15 protein-coding genes are annotated in these 14,360 nt (G+C 68.7%); 10 read left to right on the top strand and 5 right to left on the bottom strand.

Annotation, left to right across the window (positions count from 1 at the left end; translation table 11 throughout):
- Positions 1 to 5: 5 nt before the first annotated feature.
- On the top strand, positions 6 to 218 hold the full coding sequence (locus ABD204_RS03340) for an SCO4848 family membrane protein (RefSeq protein ID WP_194423266.1): 213 nt from the start codon (positions 6 to 8) through the stop codon (positions 216 to 218).
- Between the two features lie 61 nt (positions 219 to 279).
- Here ABD204_RS03340 and ABD204_RS03335 read toward each other — a convergent pair whose 3' ends face one another.
- On the bottom strand, positions 280 to 1,212 hold the full coding sequence (locus ABD204_RS03335; protein ID WP_322597496.1) for a 2-hydroxyacid dehydrogenase: 933 nt from the start codon (positions 1,210 to 1,212) through the stop codon (positions 280 to 282).
- Between the two features lie 103 nt (positions 1,213 to 1,315).
- Here ABD204_RS03335 and ABD204_RS03330 point away from each other — a divergent pair, with 103 nt between their 5' ends.
- On the top strand, positions 1,316 to 1,750 hold the full coding sequence (locus ABD204_RS03330; protein ID WP_194423265.1) for a DUF1761 domain-containing protein: 435 nt from the start codon (positions 1,316 to 1,318) through the stop codon (positions 1,748 to 1,750).
- Positions 1,751 to 1,781: 31 nt separating this feature from the next.
- On the opposite strand, the gene purQ is transcribed toward ABD204_RS03330, so the two are convergent.
- Both purQ and purS read right to left on the bottom strand, forming a co-directional pair.
- On the bottom strand, positions 1,782 to 2,489 hold the full coding sequence (purQ, locus tag ABD204_RS03325) for a phosphoribosylformylglycinamidine synthase subunit PurQ (RefSeq protein WP_194423264.1): 708 nt from the start codon (positions 2,487 to 2,489) through the stop codon (positions 1,782 to 1,784).
- Positions 2,486 to 2,734, bottom strand: a complete 249-nt coding sequence (purS, locus tag ABD204_RS03320; protein WP_194423263.1) for a phosphoribosylformylglycinamidine synthase subunit PurS — start codon at positions 2,732 to 2,734, stop codon at positions 2,486 to 2,488. The genes purQ and purS overlap by 4 nt, the downstream gene beginning before the upstream one ends.
- 447 nt (positions 2,735 to 3,181) lie before the next feature.
- Here purS and ABD204_RS03315 point away from each other — a divergent pair, with 447 nt between their 5' ends.
- From ABD204_RS03315 to ABD204_RS03290, 6 genes are all read left to right on the top strand, one after another.
- Positions 3,182 to 4,435, top strand: a complete 1,254-nt coding sequence (locus tag ABD204_RS03315; RefSeq protein ID WP_194423262.1) for an ECF transporter S component — start codon at positions 3,182 to 3,184, stop codon at positions 4,433 to 4,435.
- A 206-nt stretch (positions 4,436 to 4,641) separates the two neighbouring features.
- Positions 4,642 to 5,922, top strand: a complete 1,281-nt coding sequence (locus ABD204_RS03310; protein ID WP_194423261.1) for an ABC transporter substrate-binding protein — start codon at positions 4,642 to 4,644, stop codon at positions 5,920 to 5,922.
- Positions 5,923 to 6,045: 123 nt separating this feature from the next.
- Complete coding sequence (locus tag ABD204_RS03305) at positions 6,046 to 7,161, top strand: carbohydrate ABC transporter permease (RefSeq protein WP_409263972.1); 1,116 nt, start codon at positions 6,046 to 6,048, stop codon at positions 7,159 to 7,161.
- A complete protein-coding gene (locus ABD204_RS03300) occupies positions 7,158 to 8,069 on the top strand; it encodes a carbohydrate ABC transporter permease (RefSeq protein WP_194423260.1) in 912 nt (303 codons plus the stop codon). Before ABD204_RS03305 ends, ABD204_RS03300 begins: the two co-directional genes overlap by 4 nt.
- Positions 8,070 to 8,107: 38 nt before the next feature.
- Positions 8,108 to 9,547, top strand: coding sequence for a GH1 family beta-glucosidase (locus tag ABD204_RS03295; RefSeq protein WP_241747766.1), 1,440 nt, complete (start codon positions 8,108 to 8,110; stop codon positions 9,545 to 9,547).
- A 42-nt stretch (positions 9,548 to 9,589) separates the two neighbouring features.
- Positions 9,590 to 10,606, top strand: coding sequence for a LacI family DNA-binding transcriptional regulator (locus ABD204_RS03290; RefSeq protein WP_194423258.1), 1,017 nt, complete (start codon positions 9,590 to 9,592; stop codon positions 10,604 to 10,606).
- 26 nt (positions 10,607 to 10,632) lie between these two features.
- Here ABD204_RS03290 and ABD204_RS03285 read toward each other — a convergent pair whose 3' ends face one another.
- Positions 10,633 to 11,952 carry a uracil-xanthine permease family protein gene (locus ABD204_RS03285; RefSeq protein WP_194423257.1) on the bottom strand — a complete coding sequence of 440 codons (1,320 nt, stop codon included), beginning with the start codon at positions 11,950 to 11,952 and terminating at the stop codon, positions 10,633 to 10,635.
- A 122-nt stretch (positions 11,953 to 12,074) separates the two neighbouring features.
- Between ABD204_RS03285 and ABD204_RS03280 the strand changes: the two genes are divergently transcribed.
- Entirely contained in the window at positions 12,075 to 12,617 is a 543-nt protein-coding gene (locus ABD204_RS03280; RefSeq protein WP_194423256.1) for a thioredoxin family protein, read from the top strand.
- Positions 12,617 to 13,366, top strand: coding sequence for a cytochrome c biogenesis CcdA family protein (locus ABD204_RS03275; protein ID WP_194423255.1), 750 nt, complete (start codon positions 12,617 to 12,619; stop codon positions 13,364 to 13,366). The genes ABD204_RS03280 and ABD204_RS03275 overlap by 1 nt, the downstream gene beginning before the upstream one ends.
- Positions 13,367 to 13,387: 21 nt before the next feature.
- Here ABD204_RS03275 and ABD204_RS03270 read toward each other — a convergent pair whose 3' ends face one another.
- Complete coding sequence (locus ABD204_RS03270) at positions 13,388 to 14,302, bottom strand: phosphoribosylaminoimidazolesuccinocarboxamide synthase (RefSeq protein ID WP_194423254.1); 915 nt, start codon at positions 14,300 to 14,302, stop codon at positions 13,388 to 13,390.
- Positions 14,303 to 14,360 lie beyond the last annotated feature (58 nt).

Raw genomic sequence — 14,360 nt, 5'->3', positions numbered from 1 at the left:
GGGGTGTGGAGATCCTCGCTGCCGTCGTGCTGTTCGTCAACGCGCTGTTCAACGCCGTCGTGTGGCCGCGGTTCTACCCGAGGATCGCGAACGACGCACGTGCGACCGACGAGAGCGGTCGGCGCACCGCGTTCTACCGTGTGCACGTGGTGTTGATCGGGATCGCGATCGTGTTGGCGGCCGCCTCCGTCGTCGCGGGCGTTCTGATCCTGCTCTGAGACGGACCGGCGGGCGGGAGACCGAAGCGCCGGCCCGGCGGTGGGTGACGAAGGGTCCGCCTCAGCCGCCGAAGACGACGTTCAGCGGAGGTTCGCCGGCGGTGAGCCGTTCGATCTGGGTCCGCACGAGACGGGTGATGCGCGGGGTCATCGCGGTCGTCGCACCGCCCACGTGCGGAACGATGAGCACCCCCGGCAAGGTCCACAGCGGATGGTCGGAGGGAAGCGGTTCGGGGTCGGTCACATCGAGCGCCGCTCGGATGCGCTCTCGTGTGACGTGATCGACGAGGGCGTCGGTGTCGATCAGTGGGCCACGGCCGACGTTCACGATCAGCGCGTCGTCGGGAAGGGCTGTGAGGAACGCGTCGTCGATGATGTGCCGGGTCGCCTCGCCACCCGGTAGGGACGTGATGACGATGTCGACGGTGGGCAACAACTCGGGCAGCTCATCGGTGCCGTGCACCGCGACGCCGTCTTCGTCCCGCCCGCGTGACGCGACCGGGACAATCTCGACCTCGAAGCCCGACAGACGCGTGGCGATGGCTTTGCCGACGCCACCGTATCCGAGCAGCATCACGCGCCGGTCGGCCAGGCTCGGGGCGACGAACGGCTCCCACTGCCCGTGCGCCTGGGTGCGAGCGAACCGGTCGATGCCGCGTTGCGCGGCGATCGCGAGCCCGACGGCGAGTTCGGCGGTCGAGGCCTCGTGGACGCCGGACGCGTTCGCGAACCGCATGCCGGCGGGGATGAGGCGGTCGACCCCGTCGTATCCGATCGACTGCGACTGCACCAGGCCGACCTCGAGGCCGGCCAGGCGGTCGAGGACCGATGACATCGACATGTAGGGCGGCACGACCATGTCGAAACGGTCGCGGGGCGCCGGGCCGTCCATGGGCCAGATCACGACGTCGACACCGTCGGGAAGCGGTTGGATGCCGGCGGCGAGTTGTCCGGTGGGGACGCTGACGACGAGGGGTGCGGGGCCGGTAGTCACGCGGCCACGCTATCGCGCGTGGTGGGCCAGGTGGGTGCGGCCCGCGCACCCGGGCGATACGCTCACGCCGAAGGCGCCGCCGGCGCCGCAGGAGGAGGCCGAGATGACTGTTCCGGAGATCAACTACTGGGCTGTGTTGCTCGCGACGGCGTCGAGCATGGTCGTCGGGTCGATCTGGTACGCCCGCGGCGTGTTCGGTACGCGCTGGTCGGCGCTTGCGAACGTCGACCTGGATCGCCCGAGTGCCTCGGCGCTGTGGGCGATCATCACGACGGTGATCGTGAGCTTCATCACCGCCTGGGTGCTCGCGGGTGCGGCGACGATCGTCTGGCATTTCTCCGGTGGCGGCTACTTGTGGGCGACGTTGGTGACCTCGGTGATACTGTGGGCCGGTTTCACTGCCGCGCGGTTCATCACCCACGACGCGTTCGAGGGGCGTCCGACATCCCTCACGGTCTTGAACATCGCGCACGAGCTGGTGACGGTCGTGGTGATGGCGATCATCATCGGCGTCTGGCCACCCGCCGGCACCGTCTGACGCGGGCGGGGAGCACCCGCGGGAATCGATGTCAGGCGGCGGAGGCCACCAGGGCGGAGACGGCCGACGTGAAGAACGTCAGACCGTCGATGCCGGATCGCATCGCGACCTTCGTGTCGGGGCCGAATCCTGCTTCGACGGCGTGTTCGGGATGCGGCATGAGCCCGACGACGTTGCCGCGTTCGTTGGTGAGCCCGGCGATGTCGTTGAGGGACCCGTTCGGGTTGACGCCCAGGTACCGGAACGCCACCCGGCCTTCGCCTTCGATGCGGGCGAGCGTGTCGGCGTCGGCCGTGTAGCCGCCGTCGGCGTTCTTGAGCGGGATGACGATCTCCTGCTCGGGGGCGAACTGAGAAGTCCACGCCGTGTCGGCATTCTCCACGCGCAACCGCTGGTCACGTCGGATGAACTGCTGGTGCGCGTTGCGGATGAGTCCGCCCGGCAACAGGTGTGCCTCGACGAGCATCTGGAAGCCGTTGCAGATGCCGAGGATCGGCATGCCGGCCGCGGCGGCGCTCTTGACGTCGGCCATGATCGGCGCGTGGGCGGCGATCGCCCCCGCGCGCAGGTAGTCGCCGTAGCTGAAGCCGCCGGGTAGGACGAGGGCGTCGACTCCGTCGAGGTCGTGGGAGCCGTGCCACAGAGCGACCGGTTCGGCGCCGGCGATGCGGACGGCGCGGCGTGCGTCGGCGTCGTCGAGGGAGCCCGGGAACGTGATGACCCCGATGCGGGTGGTCACTCGACCACCTCGACACCCACCACGTCTTCGATCACGGAGTTCGACAGGATCTCGTCTGCGACCTTGCGGGCCGAAGCGAGGACCTCGTCGGTGACCTCGCCGTCGACGGTGAGCTCGAAGCGCTTGCCGATGCGCACGTCGGAGAAATCCGAGATACCGAGGCGGGCGAGGGCGCCGGAGACGGCCTTCCCCTGCGGGTCCAGGAGCTCGGCCTTGGGCATGACGTCGACGACGATGGTGGGCATACGAGGCTCCGGATGTCGCGGGCAGGGGATCGGCACCATCCTATCGGCGCGGGCGCCCTCCCCGCGTGTCGCCGCATGGGAGAGGGTGTGGCCGCGGCCCCCCGCCGCGGCCACACCCTTCCGAAGGCCGCTTCGTCCCCCCGGACAGCGGGCGCCTCCGCTGCCGGCGCGTGGGGGCGCCGGGCAGTCACGGTCGCCACGACGTTTCCGGCGGGCGAGCCTGAGCTCCCCAACCGCCCGCACGTGCGCTCGCGGCGACATGGACAAGTCAACGTGATGACGTCGCGCCACCCCGAATCGAGACGCTATTCCGGACACTTCCGTACACCCGGTGCGGCGACGAAGGCCTCGGCGGCGCGGCTGACGCCGCATGCGTGCCGCACCGGCGGTGCGTGTTCGGTGACGTAACATCTGTCCACGGGCTGCCGGGGGGCGTCGGGGGAGACGATGACAGACGAAGAAGGTGGGAGCGCGCGTCGGGCGCCTTTCGACGAGATCGCGGGGGACCTCCAGCGGTTGCGGATCGAGTCCGGAGACGCCTCATATGCCGAGATCGCCATACGGATCGCGCGTCGGCGGGAAGCGGACGGGGCAAGCCCGGCCAGCGCGCGGATCGCCAGGTCGACGGTGTACGACGTCTTCCGAACCGGCCGCCGGCGCATCAACGCAGACTTGGTGGCTGAGATCGTGACGGCCCTCGGAGGCGACGACGAGACCGCTGCGGCATGGCGGCGGCGATGTCTCGCCGTCCGCGTGGACGCCGCACAGATCGCGACCGGCAGCGAACCCGACGCGATCTCGTCCTCGCCGTCGGACCCGGGTGACCACCGCGGACGGCAGCCGTCGCGCGAACCCGACGACGCCCGCGCCGAGGAGGACACCGTCGACGCCCGCGCCGGTGCCGCCGGAACCGGGTACGGCTCGCCTCTGGCCGATGCGGATCCGGAAGGATCGGACGATCTGCGGTCGGGAATGCACCCCGACGCGGCGAGCCGGAGTGCCGAGGGGGGAACTCGCCGAACCCGACGGCCGGCGGGCACGCCGAGCAGCTCGCCACCAGACGCGTCGGGTCGTGACCGGGCCGTGGATGCCGACGGTCCCAGCGTGGCAACGCTCCGGGCCAGCCTCGTTGTGGCCATCATGGTCGGTTCCGTGCTCCTGAACCTCTTCGGAACGGCGGTCCATCAGGCGCTGTCCCTGCCCCTGTTCCTGGACATGATCGGGACGGCGACCACCGCGTTCGTCCTCGGGCCCTGGTACGGCGTCATCGTCGGTCTCACCACCAACGCGCTCGGCGCGATCGTCACCTCCCCCGAAACCGTCGTGTTCGGGTTGGTCAGTGCGACCGGCGCAGTGCTGTGGGGCTACGGAATCCGCGGATTCGCCCGGACGATCCCGCGATTCATCCTGCTGAACATGCTCGTCGCCCTCGCGTGCACGCTCGTCGCGGTGCCGTTGAACGGCTTCCTCTACGACGGCGACTCATCGGGCCATGCGACAGACGCCTACGTGAACGCGTTGCGCACCGCACAGGGAATGTGGCTGGCGCTGTTCTCGGTCAATTTCCTCGCATCTCTGATCGACAAGATGATCGCGGGTTCCCTCGCCCTCGCCCTCGCGCGTCTGCTCACCCCGTTGAGGCTGCGCGAGGGCGCGCCCCCGACTCTTCTTCAGAGTCGTCGCGGTCGGCGAGGCGCCTAGGTCCTCCCGCCACGCGCCCCGGCCAGGACGCCTGCGGGCGTGCCGTGACGAAACCGTGACCCACGCCATGGGAGCGCTCTCTTGACATCGTGAGAGCGCTCCCGTAGCGTCTCGTCTCAATCGGTGAGAGCGCTCTCATAGAATGCAGCGCAGCCTTCCGAGTAGTCACCAAAGCAAGCATGTCCATCCACACAAAGGAGTGACCCGTGAAATCACGCGCCATGCGCCGCACCGCTGTCGCGGCGGCCGCGGCTTCCGCCACCGCCCTCGTCCTCGCCGGCTGTGCCGGCGGATCGGACTCGTCCAGCAGCGGTTCGGGAGACGAGGAGATCGAACTGACGATCGCCACGTTCAACGACTTCGGCTACACCGACGCTCTCCTCCAGGAGTACATGGACGAGAACCCGAACATCACGATCGTCCACAACCGCGCCGCCACCTCGAACGACGCCCGCGCCAACTACTTCCAGAAGCTCGGCAAGACGGGCCTCGCCGACATCGAGGCCATCGAGGTCGACTGGCTGCCCGAGGTCATGGAGTACTCCGACCTGCTCGCCCCGGTCCCCGCCGACCTCACCGACCGCTGGCTGGACTGGAAGGTCGAGGCGGCCACCGACGCCGACGGCAACCTCATCGGATACGGCACCGACATCGGACCGGAGGGTGTCTGCTACCGCTCCGACCTGTTCGCCGAGGCCGGCCTGCCCACCGACCGCGACGAGGTCGCCGCGCTGCTCGAGGGCGACTGGTCGACCTACTTCGACCTCGGGGCCCAGTACGTGGAGGCCACCGGCAACGCGTTCTTCGACTCCGCCGGCGGTACCTACCAGGGCATGGTCAACCAGCTCCCCGCAGCCTACGAAGACCCGGAGACCGGCGAGATCATCGCCACCGAGAACCCCGAGGTCTCGGAGATCTACAACCAGGTCCTCGACGCCAGCGCCGACCAGTCGGCCCACCTCGGTCAGTGGTCGGACGACTGGTTCGCCGGGCTCTCCAACGGCGCCTTCGCCACGATGCTCTGCCCCGGCTGGATGCTCGGTGTCATCGAGGGCAACGCACCCGACACCACGGGTTGGGACATCGCCGATGTCTTCCCGAACGGTGGCGGAAACTGGGGCGGCTCGTACCTGACCGTGCCCGGCAACGGTGAGAACGTCGAGGCCGCGCAGGCTCTCGCCGACTGGCTGACCGCTCCCGAGCAGCAGGTCAAGGCCTTCGAGGAGGCAGGTACCTTCCCGAGCCAGAACGAGGCGCTGACCGACCCGACGCTGCTCGAGGCCTCCAACGCGTACTTCAACGACGCCCCGGTCGGCACGATCCTCAGCGATCGCGCCACCGCCGTGACGGTGTCGCCGTTCAAGGGCGAGTACTACTTCCAGATCAACGACGCGATGCAGCAGGCGCTGACCCGCGTCGAGGACGGAACGCAGGACGCCCAGACCTCGTGGGACCAGTGGGTCTCCGAAGTCGACCTGATCGGCTGACACACCCCCGCCGGGAGGGTGCGCACCCGACCCCCGCGCGCGTGAGGATCACGCCCGCAGGGCAACGGTGCGCACCCGCACCGGCCCCACCCGCTGCATCGCACGCATGAAACGAGGATCGTCGTGACCGCGACAACCACCCCGCCGAAGGTCCCCAGCCGGCGGAGCGAGAGTCCCGAGCCCCCGCGCTCGGTCAAGCGCATCGCCTTCGGGCATCGGATGAGCCGGTGGGACCTGAAGCTCTCCCCGTACCTCTACATCTCGCCCTTCTTCATCCTGTTCGCGATCGTGGGTCTGTTCCCGATCGGCTACACGGCGATCATCTCGTTCATGGACTGGGACCTCGTCCGCAACTCGGGCGAGTTCATCGGATTCGAGCAATACGGCTGGATCCTCGGCAACCCCAAGTTCTGGATCGCCCTGCGCAACACGTTCAGCATCTTCCTGCTGTCGTCGATCCCGCAGCTGATCGCCGCGATCTTCATCGCCGCGATGCTCGACCAGAACATCCGCGCCAAGACCTTCTGGCGCATGGGCGTGCTCGTCCCCTATGTGATGGCCCCCGTCGCCGTCGCCCTCATCTTCAGCAACCTGTTCGGCGACCAGTACGGCCTCGTCAACTCGATCCTGCAAGACCTCGGCTTGCCCGCGGTCCAGTGGCACTCGGATGCGTTCGCCAGCCACATCGCGATCGCCACGATGGTCAACTTCCGCTGGACCGGCTACAACACGCTGATCCTCCTCGCCGCCATGCAGGCCATCCCGCGTGACTACTACGAGGCGGCTACCGTCGACGGGGCGAGCAAGCCGCGTCAGTTCTTCTCGATCACCGTGCCCAGCCTGCGGCCGACGCTGATCTTCGTGATCATCACCTCGACCATCGGCGGACTGCAGATCTTCGACGAGCCGCGCATGTACGACCAGTACGGCACCGGCGGCCCGAACTCGCAGTGGCTCACGATCACCCTCTGGCTCTACAACATCGGTTGGGGCGAGTGGAACTTCGGGCGTGCGGCCGCGCTGGCGTGGATCCTGTTCATCATCATCCTGCTGATCGGTGTCATCAACCTGGTCGTCACGCAGGGACTGGTGCGGACGGAAGGCACCCGCACCACGCAGACGAGAGCCGAACGCCGGGCCGCCGCTCGCGCGGCCAAGCTCGCTGTGCAGAGCGAGGCCCGGGTGCACGCCACCGCTCCCGCCACCACGACCGGTTCGACCCGAGAGGACGAGCGATGAGCACCACCACTCCTCCCGTCACCATCTCCGACGAGAGCATCCCCGCCGAGGAGAAGCCGCGCCGGCGTCGCCGTCGTGCGATCCGCGGAACCCGCCCCGGCTGGTTCGTCTACGGCGCCTTGGCCGTCGTGCTGGGCGGGTCGCTGTTCCCCTTCTACTGGTCGTTCCTGATCGGTTCGGGTGACGCATCCACCATCCGCGACCCCAACATGTCCTGGCTGCCCGGTGGCAACTTCATCGACAACGCCATGGCGGTCGTCAACGACCCGGCCGTGAACTTCTGGCTGGCGCTGTGGAACTCGATCTACAGTTCCGCCCTCATCGCCCTGTCGGTCGTGTTCTTCTCGACCCTCGCCGGGTGGGCGTTTGCGAAGCTGAAGTTCAAGGGCGCGAACTGGCTGCTCGTGTTCGTCATCGCGACGATGGCCGTGCCGATGCAGCTGGGTGTCGTGCCGCTGTACATCCTGTTCTCCGAACTCGGCTGGACCGGGCAGATCGGCGCGATCATCGTGCCGGCGCTGGTGACCGCCTTCGGGGTGTTCTGGATGACCCAGTACCTGCGACAGTCGGTGCCCGACGAGCTCATCGAAGCCGCGCGTGTCGACGGCGCGACATCGTTCCGCACGTTCTGGACGATCGGCCTGCCCGCGGCGCGACCGGCGGCCGCCATGCTGGGTCTGTTCACGTTCGTGACGGCGTGGAACAACTTCTTCTGGCCGTTCATCGTGCTCGACCGTCAGAACCCGACGCTTCCGGTGGCCTTGTCGCTGTTGCAGTCGAACTACTTCGTCGACTACTCGATCGTCCTGGCCGGTGTGCTGTTGGCGACGATCCCGCTGTTGATCCTGTTCGTGTTCGTCGGCAAGCAGCTGGTGAGCGGCATCATGGCAGGAGCCGTGAAGGGATGAGCACCATGACCCCCACCTCCCGAGAGGAATCCCCCCAGATGACCGCTCCCACACGCCCGTTCCCGGCGGACTTCCTGTTCGGTGCGGCCACCGCCGCGTTCCAGATCGAAGGCGCGGCTCACGAGGACGGACGCCGGGATTCGATTTGGGACGCGTTCTGCCGGGTGCCCGACGCGGTCATCAACGGAGACAACGGGGATGTCGCCTGCGACCACTACCACCGCTACCGCGATGATGTGGCGCTGATGAAAGACCTCGGTCTGAACACGTACCGGTTCTCGACGTCGTGGTCGCGCGTCCGTCCCGACGGCGGGCAGGTGAACCCCGCCGGGGTCGACTTCTACAAGCGTCTCGTCGACGAGTTGCTCGACGCCGACATCCTGCCCTGGCTCACCCTCTACCACTGGGATCTGCCGCAGGCGCTGCAGGAAAAGGGCGGATGGGCCAACCGCGACACCGCGGCGCGCTTCACCGAGTACGCACTCGACATGCACGACGCCCTCGGCGATCGGGTCAAGGTGTGGACGACCCTCAACGAGCCGTGGTGCTCGTCGTTCCTGAGCTACACCGCGGGTATCCACGCGCCGGGCCACTACAGCGTCGAGGAGGGGATGCTCGCCGCGCATCACCTCATGCTCGCTCATGGTCAGACCATCGGCGCACTGCGCGAGCGTGACGCATCGCTGAATCTCGGCATCACCTTGAACCTCACCGTCGCCGACGCGGTCGACCTGAGCGACCCCGCCGACCTCGACGCCGCGCGCCGCATCGACGGTCAGTTCAACCGGTGGTTCCTCGACCCGATCTTCCGCGGGGAGTACCCGGCCGACGTGGTCGAAGACATCCGCGCTGTCGACGCCGGCGCCGTCGCATCCTTCGAAGCGGCCGTGCAGCCCGGAGACCTCGAGACGATCTCGACCCACATCGACTCCCTCGGGGTGAACTACTATCACGGGGAATACGTGAGCGGACACGAGCCGGATCTCGCCCCGATCGGTGGCGACGCCCCGACGGAACGTCCGGCCCACTCGCCGTTCCCGTCGCACGAGCGCATCTTCTGGCACGAGCGCGGACTGCCGCGCACCCCGATGCAGTGGGAGGTGCAGCCGGAGGGCCTCACCCGCCTGCTCCAGCGAGTGTCGGCAGACTACGCGGGCCCCGCCGGGACGGCGCTGTACGTCACCGAGAACGGGGCCGCCTACGACGACGTCGCCGTGATCGAGGACGGGCAGACCCGTGTGCACGACGCGGACCGCGTCGAGTTCCTGCGCGGTCACCTCGGCGCCGTGCTCGACGCGATCGACGCCGGAGTGGATGTGGACGGCTACTTCTACTGGTCGATGCTCGACAACTTCGAGTGGGCGTGGGGGTACGAGAAGCGATTCGGGATCGTGCGCGTCGACTACGAGACGCAGGAGCGATCCCTGAAGGACAGCGGTCGCGAGTACGCTCGCATCATCGCCTCGCGTACGCTGTGACCCCCCACCGCCCGATCGCGCAGGCGTAGGGAAGGAGTCGTGATGACCACGTCGTCCGCAGCTCGCGCGGCCGTCACGATCGAAGAGGTCGCCACCGCGGCCGGAGTGTCGCGGTCGACCGTGTCACGCGTCGTGAACGGTTCCCCGGCGGTGAGTCCTGAGGCCGTCGAGGCGGTCAACCGTGCGATCGCCGACCTCAACTACGTGCCCAACCGCGCCGCACGGACCCTTGCGAGCCGGCAGACGCACGCGATCGCGCTGATCGTCCCGGAAGACACCACCCGGTTCTTCGGCGACCCGTTCTTCGCCTCGGTCGTCTCCGGTATCAACGCGCGACTGAGCCAGTCCGACTACGTGCTCAACCTCGTGATCGCCAGCGACGATCCCGGAGACAAGACCACGAGTTACATGCGCTCGGGTGCGGTCGACGGTGCGATCGTGGTCTCGCACCACACCAGCGACACCTATCTCGACCGGATCGCAGCGGTGGTCCCGGTGGTCTACGGTGGTCGCCCGGTGACCGCGCGCGAGCGCGACTACTACGTCGACGTCGACAATCGGCGCGGCGGCTATGAGGCGACGGCGCATCTGATCGCAACCGGTCGCACGCGCATCGCGACCATCACGGGTCCTCTCGACATGCCCGCCGCCGTCGACCGGTTGCAGGGCTGGCGTGACGCCCTCGCCGCCGCCGGCCTCCCCGAGGGGGTCGTCGAAGACGGCGACTTCACGACGGACGGGGGAGCGGTGGCGATGCGCCGGATGCTCGCCACGGACGCGCTCCCCGAGGCGATCTTCGTCGCGAGCGACCTGATGGCCCAGGGGGTGCTGAGCGTGCTCGCGGCCGAGGGAATCGCGGTGCCCGACGACATCGCCATCGTCGGCTTCGACGACTCGCCGGTCGCGACATCCGTCAGCCCGCAGCTCACGACGGTGCGACAGCCCTCGTTCGAGCAGGGTGAGCAGATGGCGAACATGCTCCTCGACCGGCTCGCCGGTCTCGAGCCCGACCACGTCACCGTGCTGCCCGCCGACCTCATCGTGCGCGACTCCGCCTGACCTCCGGCGCCGGAGGCCGGCTCACCTCACTCCGGGTCGCCGCCCAGCGGACCGACTGCGGGGATCGGACCTCCGTCGTCCGCACCGGTCTTGCGGGCGCGCGCGATGGCGTTCCCGAGGTGGTAGATCAGCAACGCCGCGGCCGATCCGATCACGATGGCGCCGAGCTGGAAGTCGCCCCACTGCATCGTGAACCCCGCGATGGCGATCACCAGCGCCACGGCGCCGGTGTACTGGTTGACCGGGCGGGAGAAGTCCACGCGGTTGTCGACCCAGATCTTGATCCCGATGATCCCGATGAGGCCGTAGAGCGCGGTGGTCACGCCGCCGAGTACGCCCGCGGGGATCGAGTTGAACAGCTCCCCGACTTTGGGGGAGAGGCTGAGAAGGATCGCCGTGGCGCCGGCGACCCAGTACGCGGCGGTCGAGTACACGCGGGTGGCAGCCATGACGCCGATGTTCTCGCCGTAGGTGGTCGTCCCCGACCCGCCGAAGAAACCCGCGACCGTGGTGGCCGCGCCGTCGGCGATGAGCGCACGACCGGTGTGACGGTTCACCGAGGCATCCGTCATCGTCGCGACACCGCGCACGTGGCCGACGTTTTCAGCGATGAGGACGAGCACGACGGGGAGGAACATCGCGATCACCCCCCACGTCTGCGGCGAGGTGAAGTCGGCGATCTGGAACTCGGGCAGACCGACCCAGGCGGCCTGCTCGACGGCCGTGAAGTCGATTTCGCCCGACAGCAGTGCCACGACGTAGCCGACGATCACGCCGAGGAAAATCGAAATCCGCCCCAGGAACCCGCGGAACAGCACGCTGAACAGCACGACCGAGACGAGCGTGATCGTCGCCGTCAGCGGTTGCACCTGGAAGTTCGTCCACGCCACCGGTGCGAGGTTGAAGCCGATGAGCGCCACGATGGCGCCGGCGACCACCGGGGGCATCAGACGGTCGATCCACCCGAGCCCGGCGAACTGCACGATCACACCGACGGCCGCGAGCAGCAGGCCGACCGCGACGATGCCGGCCAGCGCCGACCCCATGCCCGCGGTCGCCGTGGCCGCGGTCACCGGGGCGATGAACGCGAACGACGAGCCGAGGTAGCTGGGCAGCTTGTTGCGGGTGACCAGCAGGAACAAGATCGTGCCGACACCCGAGAACAACAGCGTCGTGGGCACCGGGAAACCGGTCAGCACCGGTACGAGGAACGTCGCCCCGAACATGGCGATCACGTGCTGCATGCCGATCGCGGCGGTCGCACCCCAGTTGAGGCGCTCGGTGGGCGCCACCACCTTCCCGGGTTCGACGGTTCGACCGTTTCCGTGCAGGGACCAGACAGGCATACGTGCTCCTCGAGGATGTGTGGCGACGAATCCGCGCCGCCGACACGATATCGGTTGTTGCCCACCGGATCCGTCACCGCTTCGTCACCCCTCTATCGGCTCCCGCGGGTGAGGATGGAACCATGAAGCGCGGAACTGTCGTCGCCCTGGCCATCGCGGGTGTGCTCGCCGTCGGTGTGGGCGGTGCCGTCGCCGTCTCCTTGGCGGGGAGCGATGATCCCGCCGCCGTCGCGACCGAGTCGCCCATGGGCGACGACTCCGCCGCGGAGGCGGACGCGGCGGACGCCGCCGACGCAGAGCAGGAGGCGCAGGCGGAGGACGACACCGCGTCCGACAGCGAGCCCGGCGCCTCGCCGGGCGCCTACGTGGACTACTCCGAGAGCGCGCTCGCCGCGGCCGAGGGGACGCGGGTGTTGTTCTTCCACGCCACGTGGTGCCCCCAGTGCCGTGCCCTCGACGAGGACATCGTCGCCGAGGGGGTGCCGGACGGGGTCACGGTGCTGAAGGTCGACTACGACACCCACCAGGATCTGCGTCAGAAGTACGACGTGCGACAGCAGACGACCGTGGTCGCGCTGGACGATTCGGGCGCCGCCGTCGCCTCGTTCGTCCCGTACGACGACCCGTCTCTGGACACGGCGCTGGCGGGGCTCGGCATCGGCTGATGCTCGCCCTCACGCTCGTCTCGTTCGCGGCGGGGGTCTTGACGGTGCTCGCGCCGTGCGTCCTGCCTCTCCTGCCCGTCATCGTCGGGGGGACCGCCGCCCGCACGCAGGCCGACGATGGCGTCGCCGAGCGGCAGTGGTTCCGCCCGATGGTGATCGCGGGCTCTCTGGCCGCATCCGTCGTCGCCTTCACCCTGCTGCTGAAGGCAACCTCCGCCCTGCTGGGGGTGCCGGCATGGGTGTGGCAGTCGATCTCCGGTGTCATCGTCGCCGTGCTCGGCCTGACGATGCTGTTCCCAACCCTGTGGGAACGCGTCACGATGGCGACCGGGCTGCAGGCCGGCGGCGGGCGCCTCCTCGACCGCGGCTACCGACGCAGCGGACTCAGCGGAGACATCGCGCTCGGCGCGGCGCTCGGGCCGGCGTTCAGCAGTTGCTCGCCGACGTACGCCCTCATCGTGGCCACCGTGCTGCCCGCCAGCTTCGCCGCCGGAACCGTGTACGTCACCGCCTATGCGGTCGGACTGGCCCTCGCGCTACTCGGTGTCGCGCTCGCCGGCACGGCGCTCGTGCGCAAGCTCGGGTGGCTGAGCAACCCCCACGGGGTCTTCCGCCGCGTGATCGGCGGGATTCTGGTCGTGGTCGGAGTCGGCGTCGCCCTCGGGTGGGATCGCGCCTTCCAGACCTGGGTGCTCGAGCAGGGTTGGTACGAGCCGATCGAGAACCTCGAACGGATGCTGCTGGGCTGACGGGTGGGAGCCGCCGCGGGCTCAGGCGACCAGGCGCTCGAGCAACTCGCGGTAGCGGGCGGTGGTCCGATCGACGATCTGCGCCGGAAGCTCGGGCGGGGCACCGGTCTTGTCCCAGTTGGCCGAGAGCCAGTCGCGCACGATCTGCTTGTCGAAGCTCGCCATCCGCTCGGCGGGGGACGCCCCCTCGCGCCACGCACGCGCATCCCAATACCTGGACGAATCGCTTGTGAGGACCTCGTCGGCCAGGGTGAGGGTTCCTTCCAGGTCCTGTCCGAACTCGAACTTCGTGTCCGCAAGGATCAGGCCGGCCGCCTCCGCGGTCGCCGCAGCCCGGGCGTAGATCGCCAGAGAGGCATCCCGCAACGCGTTCGCCCGTTCCTCGCCGACGAGTTCGACCGATTGCTCGAACGTGATGTTCTCATCATGCTCTCCCATCGGTGCTTTGTACGCGGGGGTGTACAGCGGCTCGGGGAGGCGGTCGCCGTCGGCCAGACCCTCCGGGAGGGGGATTCCGCAGACCGTCCCGGAGGCGAGGTACTCCTGATAGCCCGACCCGGTGAGGTAGCCGCGGACGACACACTCGATCGGCAGCATCTCCAGCGCGTGCACGATCATCGCGCGACCGGCGACTTCGGTGGGCGGCTCGGCGCCGTCGACGAGATGGTTCGGGATGCGAGGGCCGCCGTCGGCCCCGGCGAGCCGATCGAACCACCACATGCTGAGGGTCGTGAGCAATTCGCCCTTGCCGGCGATGCCCGGGGAGAGGACGTGGTCGAACGCCGACACGCGGTCGCTGGCGACGACGAGCATCCGCTCGGCGTCGTCCGAGTCGGGTACATCGGCCGGGACGTAGAGGTCGCGGACCTTGCCCGAGTAGACGTGGCGCCAACCCGGAAGATCGGCAGAGGCGGGGGAGGGGGCGGCGGAGCTCACCCGCCCATTATCCCCACCGCGAGGAGGATCGGGTGAGGTGGCCCGTCCCGACAGCGTG

It is taken from the genome of Microbacterium aquimaris, assembly GCF_039531285.1.
In the GTDB taxonomy this organism is placed as follows: domain Bacteria; phylum Actinomycetota; class Actinomycetes; order Actinomycetales; family Microbacteriaceae; genus Microbacterium; species Microbacterium aquimaris.
This window is presented reverse-complemented; position numbering and strand designations above follow the sequence as displayed.